Genomic DNA, 17,716 nt, shown 5'->3' on the forward strand with positions numbered 1-17,716 from the left:
AAAAATCCGCTGAACCTTTCAAATGGAAGTTCACCCGTCAGGATCTCAAACGATTACTCGACAAACTATCTCTTTGTTCACAGAAAGAAAAGGCCGCATAAATAATACGTCACCGAACTTATGATCCAGAGCACTAAGTAATAGATACGAAATCCAGCAAAGTACTAAGCCATTAAGGAAAAGCTGAGCCACCATGTGAGCTCCATGGTCAGGACAAAAAGGAATCAATTTTTCAAAAAAAGCCAGATAATAAAAGAGAATCGGACCGGGATGATGATGCTCCCAGCGAGATGGGGGGCCAAGAAGTGCCGAGAACTTTGCAGCACGAATAACTTGAAGCCCATCTATTCCATAGTCAAAAGCCTTGTTTTTATATGTCCGAAAAATGGTAATATTAAAAATAAGAAAGATAACTACCAGCAGGGTAGGAATACACCATATTGAGAGGATTCTTATAATAGAGCAACGTACTGACAAGGATTTCATATTATTAATCGGCTAACGCCATGCTTCACCGGCGCGAAAACCGCCTGCGGGTTTCGCGTACGGTGGAAGCGCTTGTTCGCTGATCATCTTCATCTTTGATTTGCTCCCACGGTATGCCCTTGCCCGCATGGATGCTGGCTCTCGATTCTTCAACCTTTTTCAGGAAACGAGGGTCGTTTTCCAGTCGGAAATCAAACCAGTCGTCTTCATCTTCAAATCCAATTAAAACGCCGGCCGGTTTCCCGTGCTTAGTAATAATGATTTTTTCTTTCCCCGCCTGTATTAAGTACCTCGAAAAATGATCTTTGACCTTAGCTAATGCGACTTGTTTCATGTTCGTTCTCCTTTTTCTCGCAGCCATTGTTCCGCATGGGACTTATTCACAATCCTTAGCACTACATATCCTATTCCACGGCAGAATAATATCGTGGTCCGACCCCGCCACCCATCCGCGCCGGCAAGCCCAATTGTCAAGGATAAAGATTTGACCCCCAAACCTGTTATAAGGGTTAGGCTGAATATTCAATTAAATTTTAAGTAATTTATTTTCTATTTCTTCTCTCATCGAAATAATGTTCAACTGCTGATCATATTCAACATTGAACATAAAGTTTTTATTATCAACTAGATATTTATATATGTGCCAATCAGTTTTCGGTGCGGGAATTCCAAATAATTTTGAAAATCTGATCCATTCAAGTTTACCTTCTTTGCAAGTAGGCGGATCAATATGCTCAATCTCGGCAAGATACACAAAACAGATCCAGTTATAATTAGTTGGTGAACTTTCAACCATTACACCACAATATTTTGGATTTGTGATACGGATTCCAGTTTCTTCAAGTGTCTCTCGACTAGCTGAATGTATCGGACTCTCATATGGATCGATTTTTCCACCAACCGGTGTATATTTACCTTTATTGGGTTCTTTTTTACGTTTCAACAGTAAGAAGCGGTCACCCGACTTCAAAATACACAAAACTGCTGGTTGTTTATGTCCATTCGATACATACATATTTCAAACCATTTTCAGCCTAACGTCAGGAGTCAGGCGCGGGTAGCAACGTCGCCTGCACTCCTTGGTTAGGTGGTTCTTCCTCGATCTTACTCCCGAATGCTATGTTCTTGAAAGTGCTGTCGAACTTTCGCCGCAACCTGACTATCAGTCATCTTGTCAATTGTTTCAATGCCAACGACCCGTCCACCCAGTTTGTTTCTATCCAGACGTTTTTTCAGTTCGCCCTTGGCCTCACCGGGACCAAATATCAGAATAGATTCTGCATCACGAATACACGCAATTACCGCATCGTAGTAAATGTCGAGATGTCCCATAAACTTTCTATCGCGGATATCCCCTGCCGGTCCTTGCCGTGATCCATAGGGAGTCGTAGAACGTATATCATCAGAATGCCCGAGCTGTTTTTCAACCTTCGATATTAGCAGTTTTATCTCTTCCCCTCTGTCCGTAATCGCTACGATAAGAGCCTTCCTATGATCAATCCACAAACCTACTTTTCTTTTCATAGATTTTCCTTTGTCTATTAAGTCCAGTTAACGACGGAATTGAGCGGCGCCCGCAGACGGGGCGGGGAGGAGCGAGCCGAAGGCTCGCGCATCCGCCCAACATAATGCTCACCCGTCGAGGGCCTAATGTCCGAAGATCTCGAGTGAAACGAGAGACCTTTGAGAAAACTACAGTGCCAACCAAAAAAAACAACCACTGACGATTGCCACACCTGCGACTGCTGCTTATGCAAGTCACCGTTTCTCAGGTCGGGTGCAGCGGATAGTTTGCAGCTTCACTCTAGTTTGGATGGGTCAAGCAATCTAGCGCCGTGATGAATTGTAAGAAGCTCGACAAGTTCGGCGCGAAGCCGATAAACGATACGATAGCTTCCTGGGAGAATCTCACGGATAAGAGGGTCGTTCCTCTCCGGTACGATCCTTCCCAAGTTTGGGAAATTAGCAACCTGCTCAACAGCCTCAACGACGTCTGTGGCGAACAAACAAGCATAGTGTGGCGAGTCTTGCGAAATGAACTCAGTGATAGACTCCAGGTCATCGGCTGCTTGCGGAGTCCATCTCACTTCAGCCATTTCGCCATCCGTTCCTTGACCTGAGCATGGGAAAGTGTCTTGCCGGCGTCAGCTTGCTGGAGCCCCCTTTCAATCTTCGAGAGAAACAGAAGACGCTCCATCGCGTCTTCTACCGATGCATCATCTGGAAGCCCCTGCATAGCTTGGATCATCTTCTCTTTTTTCGTCATACCTGCAGCATACCTTTTTCGGTCTAGAGCGTCAACCGGCTATTCGCTGCCAACGACGGAATTGAGCGGCGATCCCGCCAAGGCGGGACGCGGTGAGGAGCGAGCGCATGAGCGCTCGCGCATCCGCGCCGGAAAGGCGGCAGTACCGCCCCGGGCAAAACGTAAACTCCACCTCTTTGTTGGCCTCCTATTTCTTCTTGCTGATCAAACTTTTGTCCACATTCATCCAGATGGTAAATGAATTACCTGCTTCCATTTCTTAAGGATGTTGGCCCTAGGGTTGTAAATTTAGAGTCGAGAACATCGATGCTATGTCTTCGTCTTTAGTCACTTCATCCTGACGGGATTCACTTGAAGAGAAATCGACATCGTCGTCACTTCTGGAGCTGTCTTGCTCTCGTTCATCAGCATGCTCTCTTATTGCAGCTATATCTGCCTCGATATCGAGTTTGACAACCTTTGAAAGCGACTCCAGAGCTTCCGCCTCTTCGCGCAAGGCATCCGCATCAAGATCAGCATAGTCGGACGCGACGCTTTCAGCGACCTCCTGAATAGTGGCGGCCACTCGATCCATCTTTTCATCCGGGAAAAGTCCCGGGCGTGACTGCACGAGTCTGCACAAGGGCCGAAGGTCATCCGCCCACCGTGAGCCAACAAGCAACCCGTCGATAGCCTTTTCCATGAACGGCTCCGTCCATCTGCGGAAATCATCATCGGTAAGTGTTGTCAAGACATCGACAAGATCGGCTAGGCCGTCTCTATCGAATTCTTTTTTGGCGATGCGTGACTCAATTAGCGGAAAAGTCTCGCGTACAAATGAAAGAAGAGGTTTATGAGCATCCGCAGCGATCTCAGCAAATAGCGCGAGTCGTGACTCAATGGCATGCGGCCAGCGTTCTCTACTATCAACATTCCCTCTTCGCATGTTGATCACGCGACACGGTTCTCCCGAAAGCAAACGGCGGAACATTTGCTCGGCCGTCTTTGAGTTGGCCTGGATAAGACCATACAGAAGCGGGCGCCGGTCACGCCATGCCCAGAGGGAATCAAGTTGCTCGTAAAACACAACTGACAGAAACAACAAAGTGAACTCCGCATCGCTTGCCAAGAGATACTTTTTTACAAAATCAGCCACGGAGGGATTCTGAAAGCGAACCAGTATCTCCGCGCCCTCCTGATTATAAGAAAGAAAGTCACCCTCTAGCTCCTTGAGAGCGCTACGATAGTCCTGCGGCCCGATGGTTGCGGCATACTTTTTTGCATAGGCCAAGTTGTATGACTGATAAGCCTTCTCGGCGTCGCGTATGAAACACTGATGAGGCATGCTGGCCAGTACTAGCAGCAGGTTTCGGGCAGCCTGCGATAGCTGGTTGCTAAAAGCGTGTTCCCATAGGGCCAAAGGGTTTTCCATGCTGTTCATGAAGAACTCTATGTATCGAGCCGGCGGGACATCTCGGAGACGCGCGAACTCTGTCAAGAGTTGCACAATGCGGGGGCTATAGTTTCTGTGGTCAATGATCCGCAAATAGTTTTTGTCGGCCAGAATAGAGGCGCGATACTGAGTGGGCAAGGCGGAGAAGTAAATGTGGTTGAATAAGATGCGCGCCCGATTCATCCGCGTATACTTCGCAAGATCCACAATGCATTTCTGCGCGGTAAAGCCTTCTCGATTTAGTTTTTCATATTGCTGATATGCCTGCCGAAGGACGTATTCACGCGTTGTCAGAATAAGCTTAATGCCGGTGGTCTTACGAATAGCATGAATAAAGTCGATGATACGTTGGTCTTCATTCTTGCGGAGCTTCTCCGAGAAGGATGTTTGTCCAAGAAAGTCGTCGTAGTAGAATACACGCCTTGTCTCGGGCGCCTTGAACTCCCACGCTTCAGCGATGTCTTCGCTGACCTTAATGACTTCGAAACCCGCGCGGCTATAGTGGAGAATAAGCATCTCCGCAAGGATGGTCTTTCCGATTCCAGGGATTCCGGCAATGATGCAGAAGTTGTCATGCTCGAGAATGTGGGCGGCTTCATCAAAGCTCTCATTCTGAACATATAGCTTCGCATGCTCGCGAATTCTGTCCAACTCATGATTTGAGAAGTTCCTGACGGCCGCGTGGAGTACTTCTTCAAGCAGAGGAAGGCTAAATAACCACAGCTTGATTGTCTTACGTTCGACCTGCTCGAACTTACCGAGCAGATTGTTTAGATCGTCCTTGCCATAGACGTCATCGGCGCATTTGATGAAAGGGTGAAGTGCCCGAACGATTTCGTCCTTCTTGGCCGGGTTCAATGGCACGGACGTAGCCACAATGTAACGCTCGGGCTTGATCCGAGCCAGTTTAGGTAGTTCGTTGGTCGCTAGAACATGCAGAAGTGCATCGTAGCCCGATTCAACGTAGTGCTTACACTGGACGATCAGGTTGTTCTTGGCGTTGCGGGAATGACGGAAGTCTATGCCGCCGTCTCTGCCAGTGGTGAAAGACTGAAGTGTAAGGCCGAGTTCCTCCTGCAGTAGATCTCGAACGACTACCTCAAAGTCAACTGGTGATAAGGTTCTGAAATCGTAGTTTGGCATCTCTTTTCCCGTGGCCAACAACGGAATTGAGCGGCGATCCCGCCAAGGCGGGACGCGGGGAGGAGCGAACGCCCGAAGCGTTCGCGCATCCGCGCCGGAAAAGCCCAATTGTCAAGGATAAAGATTTGACCCCCAAACCTCCCGTATGTCCCGATCCAGGTGATGAACTCTATATGATTGTCGCAAAATCGGCTTTTCTCATCTTTTACGCCCAACGTTGCTTTCACCGGCGGCGCGCTAGCGGCGTCCGGTGGAAGGCATGGTTGGGACGTTTTTCCATCGTCTTCCGAATCTGATACTTCACCTCAGGCTCATGCACGGCAGGGAACTCATCCATCCACGACAAATCCTTCCCAATAACCAATTCCTCCATTGTCGCATGATGCGTATTTCTCATGGGAATAAGACGCATTTGAAACCCATGTCTTCGGGCCATTGTCTTGACTTCTTCCGCGTTATCGTAGGTTATCAAGAAATCACCCCTCAACGACTCGCACACCGTAAACAATCGCTCATGGTCGATCTCGCAGTGGGTGTACAACCGCCTCCCAGCTTTCTTTCCACCAGCCGTATATGGAGGATCTATGAAATAGACTGCATGGCGGTTCGCTGCAAACTCCTGAATGACTTTTAACCCGTCATCACATCGGAAATCAATTCTCGTTGCAACGTGGTTGAGGTCCGAGAGCCTCCTGGCGAGCGTCGCCGGGTACCAGCGAGAACGGATACCTTTCCCGTTCTCTCCGTACTTAATGAATCCGGAACCATTGGCAAGAATTCCTCCATGGAGCGTTCGATTCTTAAGAATCGTCTGAAACGCTTTCTCTCGTCTTGTCTTCGGAGTTCTCGATAGTTCCTGTACAACGGATTCCTTGTTCAGGTCGAACGCAAGGATATGATTGGCCAGCCAGCCCGCGTCGCCATTGACCACCGTTTCCCATACTGCTGCGATTTCGTCGTCCAATTCGACCATCACTGCTTTCTGCACAAGATTCTCAAAGACAGCCGTAAGGCTGATAATTCCACCGCCAGCGAACGGCTCGACTAATATGCCAGGCTTCGAATACATGCGCGCGATCCAGTGCCGAAACGTTGGCACAAACCATGTCTTGCCGCCGGGGTAGCGGAAGGGGCTTCGTTGCGGGACCGATGCTACATTGACCGGCCTCAGTGCTTCTATTTCTTCACGGAGCTCAGGGAATAAGAGGGATTGCTTGGGGATAGCCATGTCAGAATGGCCTCTCGATAGTCTTGTTTACGGGTGGAGTTTCGATCTGTTCATCCAGCTTTTCCTGAAGCAGTTTCACGAAGTCGTTGATCTTCCCTGGCGCGGGAGTTGTGATAGACATCAAGGCTGGCTCGAATTGGGTGAACACTTCATCGATCTTGGTTAGCTTGAGCCTCTCTTGTCCGCCTTCCTTGGTAATCTTGAGGTCGTAGATCAGCCAGGCAATTTCGGCTTTTGATTTGCTCACCTTTGCCAACGGGGGGAGTGTCTCAAAAAAGCTCTTGTTCAAGGCGACAGCGGTCTTCTTCTGCCAGGAATGCAGAATCCCGCCCTTGAAGAGAAGTTGTGGTGCCAGGCGTTTACGGGAAGATGAAAGATAGTCCGGGCGCGGATAGTTCGGTTGGGTTGACCAATCCATTTGTGCGTGCGTCTTCGGGTTCTTCATATAGTACTCAAAGGGATCGCGCACGTTGCCGGATATGTAAACAGCCTGAACCTCGAGGGCGCCGAAGTCGAAGACCTTACCATTCTCGTCGTAAGCGACGAGGACAACGTCAATGTTACCGGCTGACTTTCCATGCACATCGTTAAGTCTCACTTCTGTCAAGGAACTCCACCGGGTGCCATCGTCAAAGAAAAAGGATGCGGCATCGTCAGCGATGAGCCAGTCTTCGCGGAACCGTATCGGGCATGTTATCACGGTACTTCTCTCGTGCAAGACACTACACACGCCGAGAGGATTCTTGGCCTTGTCTTTCGTGCAGTTTGGCACTTTGTTGTTGAAGGGACACAGACGCCGAGACCGGTATCTGTCTGCCTTGGCCGAGTGATCGGTCAAGAGATGGCCAAAGACCTCTGCAAGTGGTTGTACGGGTTCTTTCATAGTTTCTCTCAATTCACTGCTTTCCATAGGAGGATCATACTGAATTCGTAACTCCTTTTCAACCTCAACTCCCCCTACCTTCGGGATTCTCCCTTGTCCCAACGATGGAATTGAGCGGCGCTCCCGCCAAGGCGGGACGCGGGGAGGAGCGAACGCGAGCGCGCGCGCATCCGCGCCGCCGGGCGCGGACAACACATGATAGCCGCTCAATTCCTTCGTTCGCTGATTACTCTATCGCTTCTGCAAGACGCTTGTCTGACTTGATTAGGTCATTGACGACGGAAGATAAGTCAGAATCCTTGCGCTCTGCAATTCTCTGCACGAACGAAAGATTCTCCCGATCTAGATAGACAGGCAGATTGAACTTTGCGTTTGCCCTGTAGAACTTGCCCCGCTGACCCTTGGAAAAATCGTATTCTTTCTTCATGTTCTACTCCTCATAGTGCTTCGTTTCTCTTTTTGTGGCCTTCCGGCTGGAAATTATCCGAATCCTCACCATCAGGTCATCAAGCTGGTCGTAGGTGTGATGAACAACTAGCAAGGCGCCTGTCGCAGAAATGCCAAGAGTGAGCCAGCGTTCCTCTGATTCGCCATGTTCAGAATCGAACACAGATATGGCTTTCGGGTCTCTGAACACCGTCGAGGCCAGTTCGAAGCTCACTTTGTGCTTGCGCTTGTTAGCTCTGGCCTTCTCGGGATCCCATTCGAAGTTATAGCGCATTCCACCTCTCCCGATTGTAACAAGCTCTCTTCATGATAAGGCATGCCGACAGTTGGATCAATATTTCATTTTTAGCGCCGCGAACGACGGAATTGAGCGGCAATCCCGCTAAGCAGGACGCGGGAAAAGAGCGAGCGCCCGGAGCGCTCGCGCATCCGCGCCGGCAAGGCGGCAGTCCCGCCCTGCGGGAGCGCCCGCTCGAATGACTTGTTCGCACCGCATTTACGCCGCGAACAGCTATTTCCCAGTTCATATATTTTAGCCGAAAAATGGCCTGATGTAATCAAGACAATTCACGAATATTCCGGATAAGGAGAGATGAAAACAGGTAATTCTACTCTATCTGGGGTAGATGATTTCGGAGAGTGCGGAGTCGGCTTGATGCGTAGGAATAGTATAGAGGAGAGAAAGGGAGCGGCGGCCGGAGCTTATTCACAGCCGTACTCAATCACCCTCACCCTGACCCTCCCTTCGGCAGGCGAATTTATCCTGAGCGAAGCCGAAGGAGGGCAAGCTCCCCGTCAGGAGGGGGAGGGGATAAGAAGAAAGAAAAAAAACGGGGGGATGGCACTGCGACGTCCCCCCGCCGCGATCAGGCCCCAGCCCGGCGAAGCCAACATAGGACAGGCGTGGCCGGCTCCACTAAACGCATGGTGAGGTTGTTGATTTATTCCTTTTTGTAATCCTTTTTGTGATGCTTGGGGGCAACAAATTCCCCTTGCGGATTGACGCGGACATCGATCTTTGCTTTGTCCTGAAGCATTTTCACTTTGTACACAATCTGATCGCCTTTGATTTTCTTTTCTGCCGATACGATGACACAGCCAGCATACTTCGTGGTGACTGCCTGGGACACCTTCGACGGCAGGTCGCTTGGTTTCAGCTCTTCCTCAATTTCCAATAAGTCCCCCTGTGCCGAGTATTCCACGTTTCGATGTGTCGAGCCATCAATTGACTCTATCTCGTACGATGTTTTCCCACGGTGTTGCTCCGTTGAGTAGTTTTTCACCGTTGCGTTCGGATACGCCTTCTCAAACGCTGCGATGACGGCGGAGGGGACATCAGCCTTCTTGATCGTTTGCTCTTCAGCCGATATCGCCACCGTGAGTGCTACGAGAAACAGACATGTAAGAACAGCCAATGCGCATCTCATGATTCGTCCTCCCCTGGTTGTTTTCTGCCGTGTGACACGGTGCTGCCGCATCGTCAGCGGCACGGAAATACCGAAATTGGCTCGCGGAGCCTGTCAGTCGCGTGTACCTCGCTTGTCACTTCAGTGTGATCTCTCGCCCACTCTTGATGACGTGCAACGGGGCTTCGTGGTTCCAGATGGCTTCCCAGACGCTCTCCGCATTCAGGACGACGAGGTCGGCTTTGTTTCCTTCCTTGAGCCCGAACTCCTTTATCCCGAGCGCTTGGGCGGCGCGCGTGGTGATCAGGTCATAGAGAATCTCCATGTCCTGAACGGTTATCATCCACATCAGGTGGGCCGCGAGGAATGCCACTTCGAGCATGTTGTTCCGGCCGAACGGATAATACGCGTCCGCGATGTCATCCTGGCCCAGCGCGATTCCCACACCGGCATTGTAGAGATCACGCACCCGGGCGTGCAGCGGGCCCGTCTGCGGATCGCTCACGACGCCGACTCGCGCCTTCTTGAGCAGCGCTTCGATCTTTCTATAGTACGGCTCGGGATAGAGCGCCATTGCGCGGGCGTGCTGAGCCGTCACACGACCTTCCCATCCATCCTTAATCGTTCTCAGGATGAGCATCTCGAGTGTGCGCAGTCCGGGATCGCCCGCGTCATCAACCAGCATGGAGACGCCCTTGTTGTATTCCCTTGCAAGGGCGAACATCTGGTCAATGTGCGTCTGGGAATCCGCCTCGGTATACTCGATCCAGGGGATGCCGCCGACGACGTCCGCCCCAAGATCCATCGCCTGCCTGACATAATCTTCAGCCCCGGGGTCTCTCACCACGCCGTCCTGGGGGAAAGCGACGACCTGGATTTCAACCTGGTTCTTGAACTCCTCTCTCGCCCTGAGCAGCGCCTTGACGCCTTCCAGCTTTGCCTTGGTATCCGTGTCCGCGAACGCGCGGATGTGCGTGTTGCCGAACTTGATCGCCAGTTTCACGGCTTTGCGGACATTCTCGATGATCCATTTCTCATTATATTGGGCTTTCACACTGGCGGCCTGCTCGATGGCGGTCATCGCGCCGCCCATCGCCCCGGCGGTGTAGGAGCTGAGGGCGTCCATTCCCACCATCGACAGCGTGTACACCTTGCAGAGGTGCAGATGCCCGTTGATGAATGACTCGGTGACAAGCTTCCCGCCCGCATCAATCTTTTTCTTTGCGTCCGCGCCGAGTTTCTGGCCGATCTTGAGGATCCGTCCATCCTTGATTCCAATATCCAGCACTTTCCCCTTTGAAAACCGCGTGCGCGCATTCTTGATGCGCAGGTCAAACTTCATTGTGGTCTCCTTTTCTGTAGCTGCCTGTTGCAACAGGTTTCTAAAGAGCTTTTCTACGCTATATTTATGTAGAGCCCCAGTATATACGGGTTAGGCAATTTAATTCCTTAGATAAAATGGCAAAAGCATCAATGCTATTCCAATTGTAATAACCAGGATCGTATTGGATATAAAATATTGATACGCACAGAGCGCTACACCGCAGATGAGCGCAACGGCTTGTTGCTGTTTTTTGCCATAGACAATATACCCCATGCCGATGGCGCTGAATATGACTGCAAGAAGGATATTTGTTGTTGAATCCATTAGTGATTATATGCCTATGCCGCTCAAGGCGTCTATCACTCGCCCCACGGCGAGCGTCAGCGGAAGGTGTGATTCTTCGAAATGCCGGGCAGATTCCCTGAGCCGCTCGAGGAACTGCTGGTGTCGATGCGATGGAATCTCTCCATGTTCCTCAATAAGCGCCTCGATCTCGTTCAGCACGCTCTGGATGCGCGCTCGAACGCGGGCATCGATTGATGGTGTGTTTTCGAGTTCTGCGCGGAGTTCTTGAATTGTTTCATGAAGCTGTCGTTCCTTCATAATGTTTTTCCTTTCTTAATTCGGTTTCTGGCAGGAGATTATTTGATGATATTAGTAAGCTGCAATCGTACAAAGTCCTAATGTGTTGCGTCGCGATCACTCTCCTATCTCAAGTCTGAAGGCTACAAGTGTCTGATTCACGTCTTTGATAAAAGCGATGAGAGATACTATTAACGACAACATGCATCCGATAAAAAGGGCAATGATCAGCCACGCACCTTCACATTGGAGCAGCACGATGAAAAACAGCATGATGATCAGGACCGCGGCCAGGAGCAGGCTGATCGAGGCGAGCATGATGGACAGCCGGATTAGGCGCGCTCTTTTCGATAGTATTTTAAGCTGGGCGTGAATAGCTTCCCGATGTGCGCCAGGCACCTCGCGAAGTTCTCGCCACAGGAACCTTGAGCGGTCGACGACTCGCCCAAGGCGGTTTGTCATGGTGAGGAGAAGGAGTGCCACTCCCGAAACGAGAATAACCGGGCCGATTGCTGTCTGAAGGATCGGTATGAATTCACTGACAGAGATATTTGTCATATATACTCCCTCCACGGCATCAGGTAATGTCAAAAGATATTGTAAAGCAACCACAGATTTCTCTGATTATTTACGCCTTTTCCGAGTAAATCAGTGGTGATTCATCTGTGGTAACATCCGTATAATTAAGCCGCTGTATAGAAATTCTTTTCTTTCTCCATTTACCACAGATTTATTCACCACAGATTGGCGCAAACTTCCTCCCCCCCCCAAAAAATCTTCACCATCACGCAAGACTCACCCATCGAGGGCCAATAGCCCAAAGATCTCGCGCAAAGAGAGCGACCCGGCGTCAGATGTTTCTCAAGTCGGGTGCTGCACGGGGTCAGGTCGAGGGCGTACTATTCTAACGAATAACGGCAAAGATTTTTCGGATTTGCCGTCTATAGCCAGGTCTATTGAATACTGGCCCGCTTTTTCGATCTTGAAATTATGAATGTTTAAAATTAAATTGCTCACCACATAGTGCTGTTCTTCTTTAAATTTAATCTCCACGTTAGCGTTAAGACTCGGGAGAATAGGCTTTCCATCTTCATCGACGAAGTTGATTTTTATTCTATGTCCTCCCTCTTCTATTTGGCTGAATCGTATTCTCAGTGCGACTGAACACTGAGGATGTATCACGGGGAACTTCTGGGCATACAGGCAGTCAAATGCGCCTAATATATTGAGTTTTCCGCCGGTTTCCGTAGCCGCATCACAAAGGGCGAAGACTTCTATATCCATAGAATTACCTCCAGTCTGTTAAAAAGGTCTTATATGAAGCTCACCAGTCCCCAAACACTTTTTTGGTCGGAGGCTGCGGGTGTTCATGCGCTACGATATGATAAATCGACCGCCATCTAATTTGAGTCATGACCACGACCTGATAATTCCCTGTTGAGGGAAAAATTTAAAACTGTTCTTATCGCAACTATTGCGCCCAGGACTATTATCTCATTTAAGCTCGGTTTAACAATAGTATTCACGATGTCTGCTGCGATTAAGAACTCCAGCCCCAGTAAAAGATAGGAGCCGAGATGGTGTCTTACTATCTCTCTGTTCCGGCATTTATCTACTCCTTTTAGCCTATTAGATTCCACTACTATGAATTCAATCAAGCTTGATAAAACACCCCATACGATAATCGAAACGCCTATAAGCCCTATTCCCAGCGTTAGAAAATGCAATATCCTCATTTATAGCCTCCCTCTGATAACCGGAGATACATGAATGAATCCCTGACTATGCCCCCCCTCGGCAGAGTCCCCTGCGACTTGGCCTGCTCATTCGCTCCCGGCTATCTTCCGTGTGCGATACCCCTCATAATCAGTTACCAGACGATCATATTCTCCATCCATTAAGGGGGATGAGATCATGAAATCAGCGGAAGCCCGATTGCAGGCAATCGGGATGTTCCACACCACCGCCATCCGCAGGAGCGCCTTGACGTCGGGATCATGGGGCATCGGTTCGAGCGGATCCCGGAAAAAGATCAGGAAATCGATCTCGCCATCGGTGATCTTTGCGCCGATTTGCTGATCACCGCCCAATGGTCCGCTCTGGAGTTTCGTGACTTTGAAGCCAAGTTCGCGTTCCGGCATCTCGCCGGTGGCATACACTTTATGGTGCGCCAGGAGATCGCGGTTGAATTTGGCCCACTCCACCAGAGCCCCTTTCTTATTGTCATGCGCGACAATGGCAATCTTCTTATCATGTTTCATAGCGATTTTTTTATCAGCCATATGATTTCTTCAGTCCTTTCTCCGCAGCGGCGGAACTACCCTGACCGTGTGGCACCAATGCAAACGGTTATGTTTCACTCCGCCTACGCACACCATCGCTTTAAAAAGGCCGCTCAAGACACATTAGACATACCAGGTTATTGAACATTTTACAGAGATCTCAATGCCCCGGCAATATTATTTGTTATTATCAAAGGGGTTATGTCATAATTGAAATCACACCTCCTACTACAGAATTTCTCGGGCACACACACCGCGAGACGACAATAAGTTAAACACATATCAAGAGTGTAGGGGAGTAAGAAGCCTACTGGGCACGTTGGAATAATCAAACAGAGGAAAAGGTCGTAGACGTTATATGTCGTCCTATCTCTAAGAAAAGATTGCAGACAAATTCATTCCCCAGGGATGAATTAAGATTCAACCCGTTCGCATTGCGGCGGTTAGATAAAACGTCTACAACTTACTGGAGCATCTATGGAAAATTCTAATTAAAACTGTTAAAATTATAGGTGAAAATGTTATGAACGCTCAAATGCGTATTGATCGGAAAAAATCGCCGAATTCTGCAAGCATCACCACATTCGCAAGTTATCATTATTCGGCTCAGTGTTGGAGCAAGGCTTCAGACCGGACAGCGATGTGGACATGCTCGTGGAATTTGATGCGGGGGTAACCGTTGGCCTTATAAACCTTGCAGGGATGGAAATTGAGCTGTCGAAGATTCTCGGTCGGAAGGTTGACTTAAGAACCCCCGCAGAATTAAGCCGATACTTCAGGCAGGAGGTTTTGCGGTCGGCGGAGGTGCAATATGCGCAAGGATGATACTGTGCGCATGCGACATATGCTAGATGCCGCCCGGGAGGCTACCGCCTTTACCCAAAACAAAGCAAGAAGCGATCTGCAGGGCAACCGTATGCGTGCACTCTCTTTAGTCAGGTTAATCGAGATTATCGGCGAAGCTGCATCGAAGGTCGGTCGGGAAAGTCAGCAGCGCTACGCCTCAGTTCATGGGCAAGCATCATCGCTATGAGAAACCGCCTTATCCACGCGTACTTTGATGTTGACCTTGATCGCCTCTGGGACACCATTAAAGCAGATCTGCCTCCACTTATAGCTGAACTAGAAAAGGCCCTACCACCCCCCAGCCCCTCAGTATGAATTATGTGTATATCAAATCCGGCATACAATTTGTGCCGGAAAGAGGGGTATATCTGGAGAATACAAAAATGACCAAGATTGACCCGGCAATAGTGAAAGATGTCGTCACGAGGGCGCTGGAGGAGGATATAGGCTCCGGGGATATCACCACGCTCGCGCTCGTGCCGGCAACCGAGGAGGTGGAGGCTGAGATCACCGCGAAAGAGGACTGCGTTGTTGCAGGGCTCCCGGTTGCCGAAGCGGTATTCGAGCATCTCGACGTCCGCGTGAAATTCGAGGCGCGTGTGCAGGACGGCGAAAAAGCAGCGGCAGGCGGGATGCTCGCGGCCGTGACCGGCCCCGCAATGGCGATTCTCATGGGCGAGCGCACCGCACTCAATTTCCTCCAGCACCTCTCCGGGATCGCGACGCTCACGAGGAAGTTCGTGGATCTCACGAAGGATACCGGTGCGACCATCCTCGACACGCGGAAGACGATGCCCGGTCTCCGCCATATGGAGAAATACGCCGTAAGCGCAGGCGGAGGCATCAACCACCGGATGGGGCTCTTCGATCGTGTGCTCATCAAGGACAATCATCTCCGGATCCAGGAGCGCTACAGTGCCGACGCAATAGCCAGGGCGGTGGCGCTGGCGAGAGAGAAGAATCAGGGCGCGCCCGTGGAAGTCGAGGCGGGCAGCCTCGATGCGGTGGAGGCGGCAGTGAACGCCGGGGCGAACTGCATCCTGCTCGACAATATGACCCCCGACGAGCTCCGCGAGGCGGTCGAACTGATCGCGGGGAGGGCAGCAACAGAGGCATCAGGCGGCATCACCCTCGACAGTGTGAGGGAGGTCGCACTCACCGGCGTTCAATTCATATCTATAGGTCGCCTGACGCACTCTGCCAGGGCCATTGACATAAGCCTGAAAATAGTACGGTAGCAGACGGGCTCCGCGAAGGGCGTCAGCAAGGATTCGGTTGTGGTGGCGTGCCGCCGCCCATGTGCTCTTTGCATATGCAATTATCGTTCTATTTATTACTGTGTCGATCAAGAATGACGTGCTGGTAAAAGAAACTGCGATGCAGACAGATCATAAAATCCATATAGAACGTCCCGATCAATGCGCGGAAGACAGAGTCATTGACCATCTGATCAATGCTTCAGGATACGTCTCGGGTGAAGAAATAGCGCAGGAATTGCGCATCTCGCGGACCGCCATCTGGAACCACGTGAACAATCTTAAAAAAATCGGGTTCCGGATAGAATCCCACCCCCACCTGGGCTACCATCTCATCGGCCTACCGGATAAGCTTTTGCCCGCGCTGATCTCCAATGGTCTCAAGACGGAACTCATTGGGAAAAAGATTGTTCACTGCGCGAGGACAACTTCCAGCAATGATGAAGCTGAGAGGCTCGCGAGGATGGGCGAACATGAGGGGACGGTGATAATTGCCGAGGAGCAGACCGCCGGCAAGGGGAGGGTGGGCCGCGTCTGGCACTCGCCGAGAGGGAAAGGCATTTATCTTTCGGTCATCCTGAGGCCGCAGCTTCCGCCCGCGAGGGTCTCGTATCTGACACTCTGTTCGGCAATCTCCGCAGTTGCGGCAATTCAGGCATGTTCCGGCCTGAGAGCTTTTGTGAAGTGGCCGAACGACGTGCTCGTCTCCGGCAGGAAAGTCTGCGGCATACTGACTGAGCTGGCCACGGAGGCCGACCGAATCAACTACGCGATTGTGGGAGTGGGCATTAATGCAAACCAGGAGCCCCCCGATCTCGCCGGCCTCAAAATGGCAACCTCGATCAAAATAGAGAAGGGGGGGGAGGTGTCCCGCCTCGAACTGAGCAGGGCTTTTCTGGAATCCCTCGACAGCAACTACGCCCTTCTCCTGCACGAGCATTACCGGGAGATCATCGAACGATGGCTTCAGGTATCCGCGACTATCGGCAGGAGAATCCTGGCCGAATCCCTTTCAAATGAGCGATGGGAAGGGGTAGCCACGGGGCTCGATGAGGATGGATGTCTGTTGTTGCGGCTTGACAACGGTATGACAAAACGGATCACGGGCGGAGATGTGAGCATTTTGTAAGCCGTTGCACGTGCAGCGAATATGCGTCGAGATCATGAGTCAACAGGTAATGGACCAGTCCTAGGCGGGTCTTGATTTGTAGGGGTTCGATCCTTCGACTGCGCTCAGGACAAGTTTTATCGAACCCGGGCGCGATGAATCGCGCCCCTACATCATAAATACATTCTGGGGTGTGCATTTCAAATGAAAAAAACGAGTCAAATCTCAGCCCGAAGGCAACGCCGGAAGGAACGTTTCCTCGTCATCGACATCGGCAACACCACGGTTCATTTCGGCATCTGTGATCGGGAGAGAATCCTTAAGCAGTTCAGGATTTCCAGTATCGCATCGCGGTTCCGCAAAGAGGCGGCGCGCGCGCTGAGGGAGAGCGGGCCGTGGGATCTTCCGCTCGGGGGAGCATTGGTCTCCAGCGTCGTGCCGCTCCTTGACAGCTCGGTCAATTCCCTGTGCCGCCGCATGGGGATCATCCCCATCTGGCTGAATCACAAGACGCCCACGGGCATCACATTGCTCTATAAGAAACCTCAGGAGATAGGCTCTGACCGCATCGCAAATGTGGCTGCCGCGAGAGCGCTCTATAGCGTTCCCGCGATAGTGGTGGATATAGGCACCGCCATTACCTTTGACTGCGTCTCCGAGAGGGGGGCTTATCTCGGCGGCGTGATTGCCCCGGGCCCCATGCTCTCACGAGCAGCGCTGGCGGAGTGTACCGGGCTGCTCCCGTTTGCTGAAATTGAAACCCCGCCCCAACTTATCGGCAAGAGCACGGTCCGCGCAATTCAGGCCGGTGTGATATTCGGGACGAGGGCGCTCATCTCCGGAATTATACGCGGGTTGCAAAAGGAGATGGGAGGCCGGCCGGAAATAATTTTCACGGGCGGCCAGCTTGAGCTGATCATCCATGGCTGGGATTACGCGAAATTGGTTGACCCATTGCTGACATTACAGGGTTTGAGGATCATCTACAACAGAGTAGTAGCTAGTAGTCGGTAGCTAGTAGTTAGGG

Annotated in this window: 25 protein-coding genes; 7 read left to right on the plus strand and 18 right to left on the minus strand. The window is 50.9% G+C overall.

From position 1 onward, the window contains the following. Nucleotides 1–511: 511 nt before the first annotated feature. From NTX71_05395 to NTX71_05445, 11 genes are all read right to left on the minus strand, one after another. Nucleotides 512–820, minus strand: coding sequence for a type II toxin-antitoxin system Phd/YefM family antitoxin (locus NTX71_05395; protein MCX6339336.1), 309 nt, complete (start codon nucleotides 818–820; stop codon nucleotides 512–514). 192 nt (nucleotides 821–1,012) lie between these two features. Then, nucleotides 1,013–1,501, minus strand: a complete 489-nt coding sequence (locus NTX71_05400) for an NUDIX domain-containing protein (GenBank protein MCX6339337.1) — start codon at nucleotides 1,499–1,501, stop codon at nucleotides 1,013–1,015. Between the two features lie 89 nt (nucleotides 1,502–1,590). Beyond that, a complete protein-coding gene (locus NTX71_05405) occupies nucleotides 1,591–2,010 on the minus strand; it encodes a hypothetical protein (protein MCX6339338.1) in 420 nt (139 codons plus the stop codon). Nucleotides 2,011–2,285: 275 nt separating this feature from the next. After that, the gene (locus tag NTX71_05410; protein MCX6339339.1) at nucleotides 2,286–2,582 is read right to left on the minus strand and encodes a type II toxin-antitoxin system RelE/ParE family toxin; all 297 of its coding nucleotides are present in this window, start codon (nucleotides 2,580–2,582) and stop codon (nucleotides 2,286–2,288) included. Then, nucleotides 2,570–2,752: a hypothetical protein gene (locus NTX71_05415; GenBank protein MCX6339340.1), complete on the minus strand. Its 183-nt coding sequence runs from the start codon at nucleotides 2,750–2,752 to the stop codon at nucleotides 2,570–2,572. The genes NTX71_05410 and NTX71_05415 overlap by 13 nt, the downstream gene beginning before the upstream one ends. Nucleotides 2,753–2,783: 31 nt before the next feature. Then, the gene (locus NTX71_05420) at nucleotides 2,784–2,924 is read right to left on the minus strand and encodes a hypothetical protein (GenBank protein MCX6339341.1); all 141 of its coding nucleotides are present in this window, start codon (nucleotides 2,922–2,924) and stop codon (nucleotides 2,784–2,786) included. 102 nt (nucleotides 2,925–3,026) lie between these two features. Continuing rightward, nucleotides 3,027–5,327, minus strand: a complete 2,301-nt coding sequence (locus NTX71_05425; protein MCX6339342.1) for a restriction endonuclease — start codon at nucleotides 5,325–5,327, stop codon at nucleotides 3,027–3,029. A gap of 223 nt (nucleotides 5,328–5,550) precedes the next feature. Further along, the gene (locus tag NTX71_05430; protein ID MCX6339343.1) at nucleotides 5,551–6,555 is read right to left on the minus strand and encodes a DNA adenine methylase; all 1,005 of its coding nucleotides are present in this window, start codon (nucleotides 6,553–6,555) and stop codon (nucleotides 5,551–5,553) included. Between the two features lies 1 nt (nucleotide 6,556). Then, a complete protein-coding gene (locus NTX71_05435) occupies nucleotides 6,557–7,438 on the minus strand; it encodes a NotI family restriction endonuclease (GenBank protein MCX6339344.1) in 882 nt (293 codons plus the stop codon). A 226-nt stretch (nucleotides 7,439–7,664) separates the two neighbouring features. Next, nucleotides 7,665–7,865 carry a hypothetical protein gene (locus NTX71_05440; protein ID MCX6339345.1) on the minus strand — a complete coding sequence of 67 codons (201 nt, stop codon included), beginning with the start codon at nucleotides 7,863–7,865 and terminating at the stop codon, nucleotides 7,665–7,667. A gap of 3 nt (nucleotides 7,866–7,868) precedes the next feature. Beyond that, nucleotides 7,869–8,159, minus strand: a complete 291-nt coding sequence (locus NTX71_05445; GenBank protein ID MCX6339346.1) for a BrnT family toxin — start codon at nucleotides 8,157–8,159, stop codon at nucleotides 7,869–7,871. A 381-nt stretch (nucleotides 8,160–8,540) separates the two neighbouring features. On the opposite strand from NTX71_05445, the gene NTX71_05450 reads away from it, so the two are divergent. Then, nucleotides 8,541–8,816: a hypothetical protein gene (locus NTX71_05450; protein MCX6339347.1), complete on the plus strand. Its 276-nt coding sequence runs from the start codon at nucleotides 8,541–8,543 to the stop codon at nucleotides 8,814–8,816. Between the two features lie 10 nt (nucleotides 8,817–8,826). Here the strand turns inward: NTX71_05450 and NTX71_05455 are convergent, their stop codons facing one another. From NTX71_05455 to NTX71_05485, 7 genes are all read right to left on the minus strand, one after another. Beyond that, on the minus strand, nucleotides 8,827–9,312 hold the full coding sequence (locus tag NTX71_05455) for a PepSY-like domain-containing protein (protein MCX6339348.1): 486 nt from the start codon (nucleotides 9,310–9,312) through the stop codon (nucleotides 8,827–8,829). Between the two features lie 115 nt (nucleotides 9,313–9,427). Continuing rightward, nucleotides 9,428–10,633: an amidohydrolase family protein gene (locus NTX71_05460; protein MCX6339349.1), complete on the minus strand. Its 1,206-nt coding sequence runs from the start codon at nucleotides 10,631–10,633 to the stop codon at nucleotides 9,428–9,430. 312 nt (nucleotides 10,634–10,945) lie between these two features. Continuing rightward, nucleotides 10,946–11,218 (minus strand): DUF4404 family protein, encoded by a 273-nt coding sequence (locus NTX71_05465; GenBank protein MCX6339350.1) that lies wholly within the window; start codon nucleotides 11,216–11,218, stop codon nucleotides 10,946–10,948. A gap of 96 nt (nucleotides 11,219–11,314) precedes the next feature. Beyond that, on the minus strand, nucleotides 11,315–11,755 hold the full coding sequence (locus NTX71_05470) for a DUF2721 domain-containing protein (GenBank protein MCX6339351.1): 441 nt from the start codon (nucleotides 11,753–11,755) through the stop codon (nucleotides 11,315–11,317). A 303-nt stretch (nucleotides 11,756–12,058) separates the two neighbouring features. Next, nucleotides 12,059–12,481, minus strand: a complete 423-nt coding sequence (locus NTX71_05475; GenBank protein ID MCX6339352.1) for a hypothetical protein — start codon at nucleotides 12,479–12,481, stop codon at nucleotides 12,059–12,061. A gap of 116 nt (nucleotides 12,482–12,597) precedes the next feature. Then, nucleotides 12,598–12,933: a DUF1622 domain-containing protein gene (locus NTX71_05480; GenBank protein MCX6339353.1), complete on the minus strand. Its 336-nt coding sequence runs from the start codon at nucleotides 12,931–12,933 to the stop codon at nucleotides 12,598–12,600. A gap of 87 nt (nucleotides 12,934–13,020) precedes the next feature. Further along, nucleotides 13,021–13,479 (minus strand): methylglyoxal synthase, encoded by a 459-nt coding sequence (locus tag NTX71_05485; protein MCX6339354.1) that lies wholly within the window; start codon nucleotides 13,477–13,479, stop codon nucleotides 13,021–13,023. A 555-nt stretch (nucleotides 13,480–14,034) separates the two neighbouring features. Here NTX71_05485 and NTX71_05490 point away from each other — a divergent pair. From NTX71_05490 to NTX71_05515, 6 genes are all read left to right on the plus strand, one after another. Continuing rightward, a complete protein-coding gene (locus tag NTX71_05490) occupies nucleotides 14,035–14,304 on the plus strand; it encodes a nucleotidyltransferase domain-containing protein (GenBank protein MCX6339355.1) in 270 nt (89 codons plus the stop codon). Continuing rightward, the gene (locus NTX71_05495) at nucleotides 14,291–14,512 is read left to right on the plus strand and encodes a hypothetical protein (protein ID MCX6339356.1); all 222 of its coding nucleotides are present in this window, start codon (nucleotides 14,291–14,293) and stop codon (nucleotides 14,510–14,512) included. Before NTX71_05490 ends, NTX71_05495 begins: the two co-directional genes overlap by 14 nt. Beyond that, nucleotides 14,509–14,640 (plus strand): DUF86 domain-containing protein, encoded by a 132-nt coding sequence (locus NTX71_05500; protein MCX6339357.1) that lies wholly within the window; start codon nucleotides 14,509–14,511, stop codon nucleotides 14,638–14,640. The genes NTX71_05495 and NTX71_05500 overlap by 4 nt, the downstream gene beginning before the upstream one ends. A gap of 68 nt (nucleotides 14,641–14,708) precedes the next feature. Continuing rightward, nucleotides 14,709–15,563, plus strand: a complete 855-nt coding sequence (gene nadC, locus NTX71_05505; protein ID MCX6339358.1) for a carboxylating nicotinate-nucleotide diphosphorylase — start codon at nucleotides 14,709–14,711, stop codon at nucleotides 15,561–15,563. A 139-nt stretch (nucleotides 15,564–15,702) separates the two neighbouring features. Further along, nucleotides 15,703–16,710, plus strand: coding sequence for a biotin--[acetyl-CoA-carboxylase] ligase (locus NTX71_05510; GenBank protein MCX6339359.1), 1,008 nt, complete (start codon nucleotides 15,703–15,705; stop codon nucleotides 16,708–16,710). A gap of 183 nt (nucleotides 16,711–16,893) precedes the next feature. Then, nucleotides 16,894–17,703, plus strand: coding sequence for a type III pantothenate kinase (locus NTX71_05515; GenBank protein MCX6339360.1), 810 nt, complete (start codon nucleotides 16,894–16,896; stop codon nucleotides 17,701–17,703). Nucleotides 17,704–17,716: the final 13 nt, after the last annotated feature.

The sequence above is a fragment of the Candidatus Auribacterota bacterium genome, from assembly GCA_026392035.1.
Taxonomy (GTDB): Bacteria; Auribacterota; Tritonobacteria; order UBA1439; family UBA1439; genus JAPLCX01.